The sequence below is a fragment of the Paenibacillus sp. FW507-14B1B genome, assembly GCF_058781425.1.
In genome coordinates, this window is the sequence record NZ_JBYSWS010000004.1 from 485,162 (window position 1) to 500,851 (window position 15,690).

Genomic DNA, 15,690 nt, shown 5'->3' on the forward strand with positions numbered 1-15,690 from the left:
TCATTCTAGGAGGGCAACATGGGGAAAAAAGTACGCAGTACAGTAACAGGCTTATTGGGTGTAAGTATGGCATTTGGTACGGTTAGTGGTGTTCAAGCTCAGTCCGTAAAGGATATCTCAGGACACTGGGCAGAACAGAAAATTCAGAAATGGCTTGATGAAGATAACCTTAAAGGATATCAAGATGGAAGCTTTAAACCTAATCAAACGATCACACGGGCTGAGTTTGTGGCTATGATTAATCGTTTATTTGGATACACAGAGACAGCTGAGATTGACTTCAAAGATTTGAATGCACAGAACTGGGCTTATAAAGATATAGCAGCAGCGGTTAAAGCAGGTTATGTCAAAGGATATGGGAATCAGACTATTCGTCCTGGTGCACCTATAACGCGTCAGGAAGCAGCAGTGATTGTTGCGAAAATACTTGGAGTGAATCCTATAGATAGTGGAATCTTGAAACAGTTTACAGACGCTGAGCAAATTGCTGGCTGGGGAAAATCCGGTGTTACAGTAGCCGTTGAGAATGAAGTGATGAAGGGATATCCAAATCATACTTTCTCACCTTCGAAGGCTTTGACACGAGCAGAGGCTGTTTCATTGATAGATGCGGCTCTCACCAAAAAAGATAGTCTATCTACTACAACATATGATAAAGAAGGAACATATGGCCCGGCAGAAGGTACTGAAGTAATTAATGGTAGTATCGTGATCAGTGCGCCTGGTGTCGTTCTTCAAAACGTTGAGATTAAAGGTAACCTTACCTTGGCTGAAGGTATTGGTGAAGGTGACGTAACCATTAAGAATGTTAAAGTACATGGAACGACTAATGTTCAGGGTGGCGGCGTTAACTCTATTCACTTCGTAGATTCAGTGCTAGTTAACGTAATTGTAAATAAGAAAGACGGCACTGTACGGATTGTAGCTGAAGGTTCAACTAGTGCTGAGAGTGTTGTAGTTCAATCATCCGTTAAACTTGAGGAATCTGGAGTTAGTGGTGTAGGCTTTACCGATGTTGAACTTGCTGCGGAACTTCCGGCGAATGCTCAAGTTGTACTAAATGGTACTTTTGATGATGTAGATATCTCGGCAGCTTCGATCTCGGTCCAGCTGCAACGTGGCTCGATTGAGAATCTGAATATCAGTGATGTAGCTAAGAATACATCTGTTAATTTGTCCAGTGGTACAAGTGTAACGAAACTGATTTTGGATGCAATTGCTAAGTTACTTGGATCAGGAACGATAAAAACTGCAGTTATAAACGAAGGTGGTCAAGGGTCGGTGTTCACCAATCGCCCAACGAATGTTGAAGGGCCACGAAAGGATAAAATCACTGTAACTACTCCTCCAATAGTTAGCGGAGGTGGCGGTGGTGCGTCTTCTGGTGGAGATGCTGGGACTAACCCTACCCCACCATCAGCTGATCAAACAGCGGCTAATGCCGTTATCGCTAAGATCAATGCACTGCCAGCCGTTGAACAGCTTACACTTGCAGATGAAGTTCAGGTTAATCTTGCAATGCAAGCATACGAGGCATTAACCGATGGACAAAAGGCATTGATAAGTGCTTCTAGCGTACAGAAATTGAACCAAGCTGTCGCTAAAATTTCAGAACTAAAAGCTTTGTCTCCAGATACTAAGATTAATAAGGTTGAAGAGGACGATCTTTTAGACGGCGAGGTGAGCTTTACATGGAGCTCGTCTAACGGAATCGGCAGCAAGGATAAGTTGGAAAATACAAGTGGAAGTAGCTACGAATACTACAGCGATGGAGCATATCTAGCACTGCAGCTGAAGAACAGCCAAGGTGAAGTGCTGAATTTCAGTGATGTCTTTGAGCAGGTCACGCTGCAAACAAATGATGGAACCGTAGATAAGATTCCAGACAGCAACCGAGAGAAGGCTGACTTTGGAGGATTCGAGGGATTAGATAGCTATAAAACCGTGCTAGCACAACCCGAGGGTGGAAAGAGTCTGTTCTACGGAGTAAGACAATCCAAAGGAGTTGCTCATACTGTAGGTTTTAAAGCTGATACATCCAGAAAAGTTACATTCACTGTGAACCCTAAAGAAGGCGCACTTGTTGATGATTATACGATCACAATATACACAGCCCAACAGGGAACAGGATTCAATCCGCAAGGAGAAGCTTTGGAATACAAGGTTGAAGTTAAACAAGTACCAAACCAAGATCAGGACGCACCTACACAATTGGCAGCAACAGGAGTGACGGTAGCTGGAAACGATGGAACCATTACAGGTGTTAATGAGGAAATGGAGTATCGTCAAAAGAATTTTGATGATGAATGGACGCAAGTAACAGGTACAACTATTACTGGCCTAAGAGCAGGGACATATGAAGTTCGTTACGCAGCAAAAGATGGATACAATGCAGGGGCATCAGCGGAAGTGGTAGTGGCTCCTTATGCAGCGCCGGATACAAAGATTGCAAAGGTTGAATCGGACGATCTCTTAGATGGAGAAGTAAGCTTTACATGGAGTTCGTCTAACGGAATTGGCAGCAAGGATAAGTTGGAAAACACAAGTGGAAGCAGCTACGACTATTATAGTGATGGAGCATATCTAGCGCTGCAGCTGAAGAACAGCCAAGGTGAAGTGCTGAATTTCAGCGAGGTCTTTGAGCAGGTCACGTTGCAAACAAACGACGGAACCGTAGATAAGATTCCAGACAGTAACCGGGAAAAGGCGGACTTTGGAGGATTTGAGGGATTCGAAAGCTATAAAACCGTGTTGGCACAACCTGAGGGTGGAAAGAGTCTGTTCTACGGATTAAGACAAACAAAAGGAGTCGCTCATACTGTAGGTTTTGCAGCAGGTACGGAGAGAACTATCCACTTTACTGTGACTCCAAAAGAAAGCGCCCTTGTTGACGATTATACGATTACGATTTACACAGCTCAGCAAGGAATAGGATTTCATCCGCAAGGAGAAGAAGCTCTGGAATACCAGGTTAAGGTCAAAGAAGCAACAAACCAAGATCAAGAGGCTCCTACTGGATTGATGGCAATAGCAGCAACTGCAGCTGGAAACGATGGAATCATTATAGGTGTAACGGCAGAAATGGAGTACCGTCTAAAGAGTTCTGAAGATGAATGGTCTCGAGTGACAGGTGCAGCTATTACTGGTTTAAGTGCTGGGACGTATGAAGTTCGTTACGCAGCAAAAGATGGATACAATGTAGGGGCTTCAGCGGAAGTGGTTGTGGTAGCTTATGAAGCACCAGACACTAGCATTACCAAGGTTGAAGAGGACGATCTTTCAGATGGAGCTGTAAGTTTTAAATGGAGCTCAATGAACGGAATCGGCAACAAGGATAAGTTGGTAAACACAAGTGGAAGTAGCTATGAATACTACAGTGATGGAGCCTATCTGGCTTTGCAACTGAAGAACAACCAGGGTGAAGTTCTGAATTTCAGCGAGGTTTTTGAGCAGGTCACGCTGCAAACAAACGATGGAACCGTAGATAAGATTCCAGACAGTAACCGGGAAAAGGCGGATTTTGGAGGATTTGAGGGATTCGAAAGCTATAAAACCGTGTTAGCACAACCTGAGGGTGGAAAGAGTCTGTTCTACGGATTGAGACAAACAAAAGGAGTCGCTCATACTGTAGGCTTTGAAGCAGATACGGAGAGAACTATCCATTTTACTGTAAAGCCTAAAGAAGGCGCACATGTTGGCGAGTATACAATTACAGTATATACAGCCCAGCAGGGGACAGAGTTTAATCCGCAAGGAGAAGCTTTGGAATACAAGGTTGAAGTTAAACAAGCAACAAACCAAGATCAAGAAGCTCCTACAGGATTGAAGGCAACGGGAGTAACTGTAGCCGGAAACGATGGAACCATTACTGATGTTACGGAGGAAATGGAGTATCGTCTAAAGGATTCTACAGACTGGATCAAAGTAACAGGAACAACCATTACTGGCCTAAGTGCAGGTACGTATGAAGTTCGTTACGCAGCAAAAGATGGATATAATGAAGGAGCATCAGCGGAAGTGATCGTGGCTCCTTATGCAGCGCCGGATACAAAGATTGCAAAGGTTGAATCGGACGATCTCTTAGATGGAGAAGTAAGCTTTACATGGAGCTCGTCTAACGGAATTGGCAGCAAGGATAAGTTGGAAAACACAAGTGGAAGCAGCTATGAATACTACAGCGATGGAGCCTATCTGGCTTTGCAACTGAAGAATAGTCAGGGCGAAGTTCTGAATTTCAGTGAAGTCTTTGAGAAAATCACATTGCAAACGGATGGCGGAAAGGTTGATACGATTCCAGACAGTAACCGAGAGAAGGCTGACTTTGGTGGATTTGAGGGATTCGAAAGCTCTAAAACTGTGCTGGCACAACCTGAGGGTGGAAAGAGTCTGTTCTATGGCCTGAGACAGTCCAGTGGAGTTGCTCATACTGTGGGTTTTGAAGCAGGAAAATTGAGAAGTATCCACTTAACAGTAACACCTAAGTCAGATTTACCTGCTGGTGAGTATACGATCACGATATACACAGCTCAGCAGGGAACGGGATTTAATCCGCTAGGAGAAGCACTTGTGTACAAAGTTGAGATCGTAGCTAAGGATATTGAACAGCCATAGTATTTAATCCGGCAGGACCCCCTGTCCTATCTAGATAGGACAGGGGGTCCTGTATATATCCTAGAATACAATTAGATCGTATCACATTTGTTTATACAAAATTCTCGCTACGCAAAACAGTTTAAAATTGAGAAATTTCAATCTTCCTGTTTCACCCCCACTCCACTAGGGTATATAACCAATGATACCGTTTTCATATTTTCGCTAAACTCATACTTTTGTCTCGATTGACATGGATATCTTTGGGTGTTATAGTCGGAAATGTGGACAACTTATGTCGGTTCACATACTTATTTTATTTGATGATGAAGGGAATGTTAGTGCATGCAAGGTAAAGTGAAATGGTTCAACGCAGAGAAGGGTTATGGCTTCATCGAGACTGAGGACGGCGGCGACGTATTCGTACATTTTTCCGCAATTCAGTCCGAAGGGTTCAAGACTCTAGAAGAAGGGCAATCCGTAGAATTCGAAATCGTCGAAGGTGCCCGCGGACCGCAAGCAGCTAACGTAATCAAATTATAATCATCCCGGCTCAGCCGACCTACATATACGGTTAGATGGTTAACAATTGAAGATTCGGATAGCTACAGACTCCGGTGAAAGCCGGGGTCTTTTTTATATGGTTTAGAGCTAAAAAAACCTTCAATGAGGCTCTTATTCCGCAACCTTCAAATAACGGCTGTTAACTTTATCACACAAGCGCTTACATGCTAGCTAACTTACACAAATTCGTCTTTTTACATGGGCTTAACAAAGTGTTATAATGAAGAAGCAAAGGAGGAGTGCCATATGCAATTCACAATTCGAGGACAACAGATTGAAGTGACCGAAGCTTTAAAGGAATACGTTGATAAGAAGCTCGGCAGACTTGAAAAGTATTTTGATGCACCCCCCACTTCTGAAGGATACGTTACTTTAAGCGTTATCCGAGGTTTGCACACAGTGGAAGTGACGATCCCACTGCCAGGCGTGGTGCTGCGGGCAGAAGACCGAAGCGAAGATATGTACGCTTCAATTGACGCTGTTGTGGACAAGTTAGAACGACAAATCCGCAAGCATAAGACGAAGCTCAACCGTAAGTTCCGCCAGGAAGGCAGTCTCAAGACCTTGTTCGTAGAGGATGGAACTGCAACAAGTTCTGTAGCTGTAGAACAAGAGGAATACGATGATGATGAATTGGAAGTTGTCCGTACGAAGCGTTTCACAATGAAACCGATGGACGTGGAAGAGGCCATTTTGCAGATGAATATGGTTGGTCATGATTTCTTCGTATTCACTAACATTGAATCCCAAGAAGTGAATGTAGTTTACAAGCGTGATGATGGGAAGTACGGCTTGATTGAGCGCGATTAGGCTCGCAGAGTTTTTTGCAAAATGAATGCTGTACACGCACGATCCGGATTTACGGCTTACCATGAAATGTATGAAGACGAGCCTTCACCCGTGAACAGCGGGGGAAGGCTCTTTATATGTATATAAGAAGAGATGTCCTAATGTGTTGCGGCATCTCTTACAAACTGTTACAATTTATGCAAACAAACTTATCTTGAGGGATTAATTTCTTGCCCGGCAGGAATGAAAATTTTTCATTTAGTTTCAATGAATCGATTTCATCATTCAACCCTTTGGCATTTAATGAAGTTGATTCTATCATCTGTTTTGCACGAAAGGGGTTAACCATGCTAGGACTTGTCAAAAAGATCTTCGGCGACACCAACGAGCGCGATGTCAAACGTCTTATGAAGACGGTCGATGTAATTAACAAATTGGAACCGGAATTCGAGGCGCTCTCGGATGAACAACTGAAAGCGAAAACCGAAGAGTTCCGTGCGCGGATCGAAAAGGGTGAAACGCTGGATGAGTTACTTCCAGAAGCGTTTGCGACAGTTCGTGAAACCTCCAAACGGACACTCGGCAAGCGTCACTATGACGTGCAGCTGGTCGGGGGGATGGCCCTCCATGAAGGCAGAATTGCAGAGATGAAGACGGGTGAAGGTAAGACTCTTGTAGGTACCCTTCCAGTATATTTAAACGCACTTCTTGGCAAGGGTGTTCATGTGGTTACCGTCAATGATTACTTGGCAACACGTGACAGCGAAGAAATGGCGCAGATATATAATTTCTTAGGTATGACCGTCGGGGTTAACCTGAGCGGTATGGATCATTCGTATAAGCAGGCAGCTTATGCTTGTGATATTACGTACGGAACGAACAATGAGTTTGGTTTCGACTACTTGCGTGACAATATGGTGCTGTATAAAGAACAGATGGTACAGCGTCCTCTTCATTTTTGTATCATTGATGAAGTGGATTCCATCTTGGTCGATGAAGCTCGTACACCACTGATTATTTCGGGACAAGCCCAGAAGTCGACAGAGCTTTATTATGCAGCAGACCGTTTTGTGAAGCGTCTTGAAGCGGAAGAGGATTACACCGTTGATATTAAAGTCAAGGCAGTAGCTCTGACAGAGAAGGGTGTAGCTAAAGCAGAACGCGCCTTCGGTATTGAGAACCTCTATGACCACAATCACGTTACACTTAACCACCATGTGGTTCAAGCGCTCAAAGCGAACGTTATTATGCGTCGTGATGTGGACTACGTTGTAACAGAAGACGAAGTTGTTATCGTTGACGAATTTACAGGTCGTCTGATGGCTGGACGTCGTTACAGTGACGGACTGCACCAAGCGATCGAAGCGAAGGAAGGCATCGAGGTACAGAATGAGAGCATGACCCTTGCGACCATTACGTTCCAGAACTACTTCCGTATGTATCGTAAGCTGGCTGGTATGACAGGTACGGCGAAGACGGAGGAAGAAGAATTCAAGAAGATCTACGGTCTTGAAGTGCTTCAAGTTCCTACGAACCGGCCGAACCAGCGTATTGATATGCCAGATGTAGTGTATAAGAGCGAAGAAGGCAAGTTTAAAGCGGTTGTTGAAGAGATTGTGGAGCGCCACAAGAAGAATCAACCGATTCTCGTAGGTACTGTATCTATTGAGAACTCTGAACGCTTGTCGGATATGCTGAAACGCAAAGGTGTACAACATAAAGTACTGAATGCCAAGTACCATGCTGAAGAAGCGGAGATCATCTCTCGTGCTGGTGAGCCAGGCTCAGTGACTATCGCTACCAACATGGCAGGCCGTGGTACGGATATCCTGCTTGGTGAAGGTGTACAAAGTATTGGCGGTCTACACATTATCGGTACAGAGCGTCACGAATCTCGCCGGATCGATAATCAGCTTCGTGGTCGTGCTGGTCGTCAGGGAGACCCAGGTTCAACCCAGTTCTACCTGTCTCTTGGAGACGAATTGATGAAGCGTTTCGGTACGGACAATGTACTGAACATGATGGAACGCCTTGGTTTTGAAGAAGACCAACCTATTGAGAGCAAGATGATTACCCGTGCGGTAGAATCCGCTCAGAAACGTGTTGAAGGTAATAACTTTGATGTACGTAAAGTCGTTCTTCAATATGATGACGTGATGAATCAGCAACGGGAGATTATTTATAAGCAGCGTCGTGAAATTTTGGAATCTGAAGATATCAAGCAGATTGTTCTTGATATGATCAAGCCCGTGATTGAGCGTGTCGTTGATGCTCATTGCGGCGACGATATTCCAGAGAACTGGGAACTGCAAGAAGTGGCAGATTACATCAACAGCAAGCTTCTAGATGAAGGTGCTGTTACACGTGACGAGCTGTGGGGCAAGGAGAAGGAAGAGATCACGGAGCACCTCTTTGAGCGTGTATTACAGAAGTACAAAGAACGTGAGCAATCCATCGGTGAAGAGCTGGTGCGTGAGTTCGAGAAAGTTATCGTTCTTCGTTCTGTAGACAGCAAGTGGATGGATCATATCGACGCGATGGATCAACTTCGTCAAGGTATCCATCTTCGTGCATACGGTGGTACTGATCCACTTCGTGAATATCAATTCGAAGGCTTCGAAATGTTCCATGCGATGATCGCTGCGATTCAAGAAGAAGTGTCGAACTATATTATGAAGGCACATATCGAGACGAATCAGGAGCGTCAAGCTGTTGTGGAAGAGAGTAAGGTATCCACGAACGGTGAGCCAGCAGAGAAGCGCCCTGTTTCGGTTGAGGATCAGATTGGACGCAACGATCTATGTCCTTGTGGCAGCGGTAAGAAGTACAAGCATTGCCATGGACAGAACGCGTAAGCGACAGATTGCATAGTAATATCGTATCGCTCTAACCGCGGTACATTCACAGACTCCCTTGAGAGTAAACAGGGGAACACCGAGATGGCTTAAGTGCGCATCAGGGTGTTCCTCTGTGCACCCTTAAGGGAGTTGTTCTGAAGAAACAGGTAAATACGGTATTGCTATCGATGTTTCATGAGTAGGCCTCTTCAATGTTTTGCTTCATTGATGAACGCACAAAAAGGGTAAAGTTATGCCTATGCTCCAAAAGGAAAGTTGTCTAGGATGGATGCGGGGTGGATAAGCGAAGCGGCCGCCTTTAAAGTCATATTCCCACATTCAAGTGATCAATCAGTGGAATATGACTTTAACAGCGGGTGGAATCCCGTATCCATCATCTTCAGTGCTCAGGCTAAGAACGTTTCAATCGGTTTAAGATTCAAAGCATCAACTAACATATCCCTTGGGAGCGTTTTTCATAACTTGAAGGGTATAATGAACATATATGTAGGGAAAAGAAAGGAAGAGGTATCATGATCGATCCAAGTGTGAAGCAGGACCTGCGCGAAATTAGCAAAAAATTAACCAATCTTAGGGGGTCTCTTTGACTTAGATCTTAAGCAGGAACTGATTGCGAACTTTGAAGAGAAGATGTCAGCTCCTGATTTTTGGGATGACAATGAGAAGGCTCAGAGCTTGATCGCAGAGATGAATGCTGTGAAATCAGGTGTGGACCAATATGAGAAACTGCAACGGGATTTTGACGATGCCGTTGTTATGATCGAACTTGCAGATGAAGAGGGAGACGATTCCCTAACAAGTGAGATTGGAGAGTCGATTAAAGAAATCGGCAGTCGTGTTGAAGCCTTTGAGCTGCAGCAGCTGTTGAATCAACCTTACGATAAGCTTAATGCGATTCTAGAGCTCCATCCAGGTGCGGGTGGAACGGAATCACAGGACTGGGGACAAATGCTTCTTCGGATGTACACCCGTTGGGCCGAAAAGCGCGGTTTCAAAGTCGAGACGCTTGACTATCTCCCTGGCGATGAAGCGGGTATTAAGAGTGTGACACTACTGATTAAAGGTTACAATGCCTACGGATACCTAAAAGCAGAGAAAGGCGTACACCGTCTCGTTCGTATTTCGCCTTTTGATTCTTCTGGCCGTCGTCATACATCCTTCGTATCCTGTGATGTTGTACCGGAAATTACCGATGATATAGACGTTGAAATCCGTACAGAGGATTTGAAGATTGATACCTACCGTGCCAGCGGCGCGGGTGGACAACATATTAATACAACCGATTCTGCGGTACGGATTACACATATTCCAACTGGAGTAGTCGTTACCTGTCAGAATGAGCGTTCCCAGATCAAGAACCGTGAGCAAGCGATGACGATGCTTCGTTCCAAGCTCTATGAGCGTAAGATTGAAGAGCAGCAGAGGGAGCTGGATGAGATTCGCGGGGAGCAATCCGATATTGCTTGGGGCAGTCAGATTCGCTCCTATGTATTCCATCCGTACAGTATGGTTAAGGATCACCGTACTCAAGTGGAAACAGGGAATGTAGGCGCAGTCATGGATGGAGATCTAGACGGCTTTATCGACGGATATCTACGTAGTCAGATCCAGACCAAGCAAGATGCTTAAGTAAGAGGAGAATGTAACTAGCATGAGCCAAACAGCGCGCAACAGACGAAGAGAACCCCTCATTCCGATGAACGGACCCGTACGTAAGTTGGTCGATACCCTGTTTATCATTGTGGGCTCGTTTATTATGGCAATATCGTTTAACATGTTTTTTGTTCCTAACCAGATTGCGCCCGGAGGTGTATCCGGGTTATCCGTTATAGTCGAAGCATGGCTTGGTATTGAACCCGCCTATACACAGTGGATGCTGAACATTCCCTTGTTCGTTCTTGGCTTCTGGCTTCTAGGAAGGGATTATGGCATAAGATCGCTGCTTGGCAGCATCATATTGCCGTTGTTCGTGTATTTAACGAGTGATTGGATGGTTCCTACAACGAATATGCTCTTAGCCTCTATTTATGGAGGGATTGGAGTCGGCATCGGGATGGGAATCGTCTATCGAGGGCGTGGTTCAACAGGTGGACTTACGATACTTGCCCAGATTGTTCAAAAATATAGTGGATTGAGCTTCTCCTTCAGTGTTGTGCTGCTGGATGCACTCGTCATTACATCAGCTGCGCTGGTGCTGACATTGGAACAGGCGCTGTATGCCCTGATCGGTTTATACGTAACGGGTAAGGTAATCGATACCATTGAGCTTGGCTTTAATTTCACTAAGGTAGCTTATATTATCTCTGATCATACAGAGCCAATTACGAAGGCGATTTTGCAAGATTTAGATCGGGGCCTGACGAAGCTGGACGGTAAAGGTGGTTATACCGGGGAGGATCGTACGGTACTTATGGTCGTTGTAGGCCAGAGTGAGATTCAAAGGCTTAAGACCGTAGTGCAGTCTGTCGATCCGAATGCTTTTGTTATTATAAGCAATGCACACGAGGTACTCGGCGAAGGCTTCCAAAAGATCTAAACGCCAGAATAGTCGCAAAGATTCATTAACTAAATATGCATGGAATGGCATAAGCCCCTTGGGGCGAAGTGTCCAATCTAGTAAAACCTATCAAGAGTCATATTCTTCTGAGAATATGGCTCTTTTATTTTTGCCAGTAATCGATATAATGGAAACTAATCTACGGGGGTGCAAATATGGAAATTGAAGAAATATATGGTGACATTCCTCGGTTAGAAACAGAGCGGCTTGTTCTGAGGAAGATAACGATGAATGATGCAGAGGATATGTTTGCTTATGCATCGAATGATGAAGTATCAAGGTTCGTACCTTGGGAGACGCATCGTACGATTGAGGACAGTATAGACTTTATTAACTTTGTTCAGCAGAAATACGAGGATAATACGGTAGCGCCTTGGGGAATCGAGTACAAGGAGAGTGGCCGGCTGATCGGAACGGTAGATTTTGTAATATGGAAGCCAGAACATCAAGTGGCTGAGCTTGGGTATGTTTTGGGCAAGGACTACTGGGGTAGAGGGATCATGACCGAAGCTGCAGGCGAGCTAGTACGATTTGGATTTTCGGAGATGGATCTCGTACGCATTCAAGCAAGATGTGTAACTGAGAATATGGGTTCCTCCAGCGTGATGGAGAAGCTCGGCATGACGTATGAGGGCACGCAGCGTAAAGTGGTGAAATTTAAGGGCGTGCACAAGGACCTTAGAGGCTATTCTATTTTGAAAGAGGAATACGAGCAACGAGTGAAGGGACAAGTCTAGTAGAGTGCTTTTTTTGATTGAATTGAATTCTTACTACAACGGAGAAGGCGGAATCATTCTGTAGAAGCGGAGCGGTCGCCTTTGTCCCTGGATTTCAACTAACTTAACATGATTAAAAAGAAATCCGGGGACAACAGTGATCGGAAGAATGATCCACATGCGTAGTGCTGCGATACTGATGATATCATGTTCATCTTTTATAGTAGATGACGAGCCTATTTTTATATGAAATGAAAGATATCTGTTGTATTAATATGAATACAGACGTATAATAATACATATTTATGAGACGGGAAAGTAAAAAGATACCAGAATGCAAGTGGGAGAGAGAGGGATGGCATGATGACAGAACAGAAGAAGTTAAGAATTGCGATTGTGGGTTCAACCGGCTATGGAGGGGTAGAGCTAATCCGATTGCTGGAGCATCATCCTCAAGTGGAGATTACGTCGGTTATCTCCTCTTCTAGCTCAGGTGTACCGATCTCGAACGGATTTCCACATCTGACGAACATTGTGCAGCTGAACTTGGACGGCGTTGTACCAGCTGAAATCGCAGAACGAGCGGATGTCGTATTCACGGCAACACCATCAGGCATAAGTAGTAAGCTAGTGCCACAACTTCTTGAAGTTGGATTAAAGGTTATTGATCTATCTGGTGATTTCCGAATAAAAGATGGAAGCGTGTATGAGGAATGGTATAAGCACGAAGCACCGGATGCCGATGTACTTGCTCAGGCGGTATACGGTTTATGCGAAGTATTTGGGGAAGAAGTGGCGGACGTGAATTTCATCTCTAACCCAGGCTGTTATCCGACGGCTACACTGCTTGGTCTAATCCCTGCAATTAGCGCAGGCTGGATTGATCCAGCAAGCATAATCATTGATGCCAAGTCAGGTGTGTCCGGAGCGGGACGTGGTGCGAGTCTCGGATTCCACTACCCGGAGATTAACGAGAACTTCAAAGTCTATAAGGTGAATAAGCATCAGCATATTCCTGAAATCGAGCAAGTGCTAAGCGAAGTTACTGGTGAGAAAGTGACGGTCACGTTTACGACCCACCTCGCTCCGATGACAAGAGGAATTATGAGTACGATGTACGCATCCCTTCTGGGCGCATATACTGAGGAGGATTTTGTAGAGCTGTATCGTCAGTATTATAAAGACCGCCGTTTTGTACGTGTTCGTGATCAAGGGATTTGGCCAGCAACGAAAGAAGTAAGCGGCTCGAACTATTGCGATATTGGTTTTGCGGTCGATCCTCGGACGGGAAGAGTCACCTTTGTATCGGTAATTGATAACGTGGTGAAGGGCGCTGCAGGACAGGCGATCCAAAACCTTAACTTGATGATGGGATGGGAGGAAAGTCTCGGACTTACGTTTACACCTGTGTATCCGTAAGAATGGGGAAGCCATATGGAAAATTTATATACCATCGTAAGCGGGGGAACGATTGTTTCGCCGCAGGGATTTAAGGCGGGAGGTCTGCACTGCGGACTGAAGAAGACGGATCGCCACGATCTCGGTGTCATTGTATGTGATGTGCCTGCGGTTGCCGCAGCGATATACACAACGAACGTATTCCAAGCTGCACCGCTGAAGGTAACGCGTGAGAGCCTTCATAACGGCACGCTTCGAGCGGTTGTCGTGAATAGTGGAAATGCCAATGCATGTACGGGCAAGCAAGGAGAAGCGGATGCATACACCATGCGTGCAGAGACTGCGGCACAGTTTGATATTGCGGATGAAGATGTAGCTGTAGCTTCCACGGGTGTTATTGGTGAACTACTTAAGATGGAGCGTGTACAATCTGGTATCGCCGGTCTGCCATCACGGATTAGTGGCGAGAGTGCAGGGGCTGAGGCATTTAGCCAGGCTATTTTGACGACAGACCTTGTTAAAAAAGAAGCCTGCGTCACGGTGAAAGTAGATGGCCGAGATATTACGATTGCAGGTACCGCTAAAGGCTCGGGGATGATTCATCCGAATATGGCGACTATGCTTGGGTTTATGACAACAGATGCGGTCATCGGTCAGGAAGCTTTGCAGGTGCTGCTGCGCGGAACAACCGATCTGACTTTCAATATGATTACTGTTGATGGAGATACAAGTACGAATGATATGCTGATCGCGATGTCGAGTGGCCTTGCTGGTAATGACGTGTTGACGCCATCGCATCCAGACTGGAAGGCGTTTGCTGCAGGTTTTGAATATGTATGCCGCATGCTTGCCATTGCCATTGCTAGAGATGGCGAGGGAGCTGCACATTTAATAGAGGTACGTGTACAAGGTGCAGAGTGCAATGACGATGCACAGGCCATTGCGAAGACAATTATTGGTTCAAGTCTAGTAAAATCTGCGGTATTCGGTGCTGACGCGAACTGGGGCCGGATCATTGCCGCTGTGGGTCGTGCGGGACGTCCCGTTAATCCAGAGACTGTGGATATCGCGATTGGTCCAATTCAGGTGTTGGAGCAGTCTAGCCCCGTTGTTTTTGACGAGGAAGCGGCGCTTGCTTATCTACAAGGAGATACCGTGCAGATCGACGTGAATCTTCATATCGGTAGTGGCAATGCGACGGCATGGGGCTGTGATCTGACTTATGATTACGTTCGAATTAACGCTGCTTACCGGACATAAAATGTGCGGGTAGTGTTTTGATATAGGAGGGGAACGGACTTGAATAGTATCGCTGATAATCTTACGAAACAGCCGCAAGGCGAGGTAGCTGTGAATAACTTTGTGATGAAATGCGGAGGAAGTACGCTTGCTGCATTGCCTGAAGCTTTTTTTGAGGATTTGATGAATCTTCAGGAGCAGGGTGTCACTCCCATCATCGTGCACGGCGGAGGCCCTGCAATTTCCGGTAATCTGGAGAAGCTTGGGATTGAGACAGAGTTCGTGAACGGACTGCGCAAGACGACAGAAGAGGTGCTTGACGTAGTAGAGATGGTGCTGGCAGGCAGCATCAATAAGCAGATCGTGCGCCGCATTCAGAGCGTTGGCGGGAAAGCTCTTGGATTGTCTGGATCAGATGGTGGACTCATTCAGGCTAAACCCGTGGTGAATAGTGCTGAGGTTGGCTACGTTGGTGACGTGACATCGGTGGAGTCATCCATTATTACAGGTGTGTTAGAAATGGGGTATATGCCCATTATTGCACCGATCGGTGTAGATGCTTCAGGACAGCGATATAACATCAATGCCGATACCGCCGCAGGCGCGGTTGCTTCACATCTAGGGGTAAGCCAGATGATTGTGGTGACAGATGTTCCCGGGATCATGAAGGGTGCTGGCGGCGAGAAAAAAGTTCTTCCGACCATCACCGTGCAGGAAATCGAGGACATGATTGCGACAGGTGAAATCTACGGCGGCATGATTCCAAAAGTTAGAGCAGCGATCAGCTGCATTCACGGAAAGGTCCGTGAAGTTGTGATTGTTGACGGTAGCGAAACAGGTGTGCTGAGCCGTGTGCTATCGGGAGAGAAGATCGGAACGCGTATCGTACGCATGTAGTTAGCTTTATGGCTTTCATATACAGCGATTAGGGTAGTACCCGGCCGGAGCCATCCGGCCATAATACTTTATAGGACAGGAG

Annotated in this window: 10 protein-coding genes; all 10 read left to right on the forward strand. The window is 45.7% G+C overall.

The features are described 5' to 3' along the window. Window positions 1-18: 18 nt before the first annotated feature. The 10 genes from AC3WJJ_RS20885 to argB all read left to right on the forward strand — a co-directional run bounded on the left by AC3WJJ_RS20885 (window position 19) and on the right by argB (window position 15,608). Window positions 19-4,611, forward strand: coding sequence for an S-layer homology domain-containing protein (locus AC3WJJ_RS20885; RefSeq protein WP_492543562.1), 4,593 nt, complete (start codon window positions 19-21; stop codon window positions 4,609-4,611). A 324-nt stretch (window positions 4,612-4,935) separates the two neighbouring features. After that, entirely contained in the window at window positions 4,936-5,133 is a 198-nt protein-coding gene (locus AC3WJJ_RS20890; protein WP_009594275.1) for a cold shock domain-containing protein, read from the forward strand. Window positions 5,134-5,400: 267 nt separating this feature from the next. Beyond that, the gene (hpf, locus tag AC3WJJ_RS20895; protein WP_422658560.1) at window positions 5,401-5,964 is read left to right on the forward strand and encodes a ribosome hibernation-promoting factor, HPF/YfiA family; all 564 of its coding nucleotides are present in this window, start codon (window positions 5,401-5,403) and stop codon (window positions 5,962-5,964) included. A gap of 326 nt (window positions 5,965-6,290) precedes the next feature. Beyond that, on the forward strand, window positions 6,291-8,798 hold the full coding sequence (secA, locus tag AC3WJJ_RS20900) for a preprotein translocase subunit SecA (protein WP_492543627.1): 2,508 nt from the start codon (window positions 6,291-6,293) through the stop codon (window positions 8,796-8,798). A 515-nt stretch (window positions 8,799-9,313) separates the two neighbouring features. Then, window positions 9,314-10,430, forward strand: a protein-coding gene (gene prfB / locus AC3WJJ_RS20905) for a peptide chain release factor 2 (protein ID WP_492543563.1) whose coding sequence is annotated in 2 segments (ribosomal slippage) — window positions 9,314-9,385 and window positions 9,387-10,430 — 1,116 coding nt in all. Because the reading frame shifts where the segments join, the coding sequence is not laid out codon by codon here. Between the two features lie 22 nt (window positions 10,431-10,452). Further along, on the forward strand, window positions 10,453-11,337 hold the full coding sequence (locus tag AC3WJJ_RS20910; RefSeq protein ID WP_422658557.1) for a YitT family protein: 885 nt from the start codon (window positions 10,453-10,455) through the stop codon (window positions 11,335-11,337). 176 nt (window positions 11,338-11,513) lie between these two features. Beyond that, complete coding sequence (locus AC3WJJ_RS20915) at window positions 11,514-12,095, forward strand: GNAT family N-acetyltransferase (protein WP_492543564.1); 582 nt, start codon at window positions 11,514-11,516, stop codon at window positions 12,093-12,095. Between the two features lie 342 nt (window positions 12,096-12,437). Continuing rightward, window positions 12,438-13,493 carry an N-acetyl-gamma-glutamyl-phosphate reductase gene (gene argC, locus AC3WJJ_RS20920; RefSeq protein WP_492543565.1) on the forward strand — a complete coding sequence of 352 codons (1,056 nt, stop codon included), beginning with the start codon at window positions 12,438-12,440 and terminating at the stop codon, window positions 13,491-13,493. 15 nt (window positions 13,494-13,508) lie between these two features. Beyond that, a complete protein-coding gene (argJ, locus tag AC3WJJ_RS20925; protein ID WP_492543566.1) occupies window positions 13,509-14,732 on the forward strand; it encodes a bifunctional glutamate N-acetyltransferase/amino-acid acetyltransferase ArgJ in 1,224 nt (407 codons plus the stop codon). Between the two features lie 105 nt (window positions 14,733-14,837). After that, entirely contained in the window at window positions 14,838-15,608 is a 771-nt protein-coding gene (gene argB, locus AC3WJJ_RS20930; protein WP_492543628.1) for an acetylglutamate kinase, read from the forward strand. Window positions 15,609-15,690: the final 82 nt, after the last annotated feature.

What these genes read in the sequence shown, in the direction of transcription:
- AC3WJJ_RS20885 (WP_492543562.1), top strand. Translation starts at nt 19, where the DNA reads ATGGGGAAAAAAGTACGCAGTACAGTAACAGGCTTATTGGGTGTAAGT.
- AC3WJJ_RS20890 (WP_009594275.1), top strand. Translation starts at nt 4,936, where the DNA reads ATGCAAGGTAAAGTGAAATGGTTCAACGCAGAGAAGGGTTATGGCTTC.
- hpf (WP_422658560.1), top strand. Translation starts at nt 5,401, where the DNA reads ATGCAATTCACAATTCGAGGACAACAGATTGAAGTGACCGAAGCTTTA.
- secA (WP_492543627.1), top strand. Translation starts at nt 6,291, where the DNA reads ATGCTAGGACTTGTCAAAAAGATCTTCGGCGACACCAACGAGCGCGAT.
- AC3WJJ_RS20910 (WP_422658557.1), top strand. Translation starts at nt 10,453, where the DNA reads ATGAGCCAAACAGCGCGCAACAGACGAAGAGAACCCCTCATTCCGATG.
- AC3WJJ_RS20915 (WP_492543564.1), top strand. Translation starts at nt 11,514, where the DNA reads ATGGAAATTGAAGAAATATATGGTGACATTCCTCGGTTAGAAACAGAG.
- argC (WP_492543565.1), top strand. Translation starts at nt 12,438, where the DNA reads ATGACAGAACAGAAGAAGTTAAGAATTGCGATTGTGGGTTCAACCGGC.
- argJ (WP_492543566.1), top strand. Translation starts at nt 13,509, where the DNA reads ATGGAAAATTTATATACCATCGTAAGCGGGGGAACGATTGTTTCGCCG.
- argB (WP_492543628.1), top strand. Translation starts at nt 14,838, where the DNA reads ATGAAATGCGGAGGAAGTACGCTTGCTGCATTGCCTGAAGCTTTTTTT.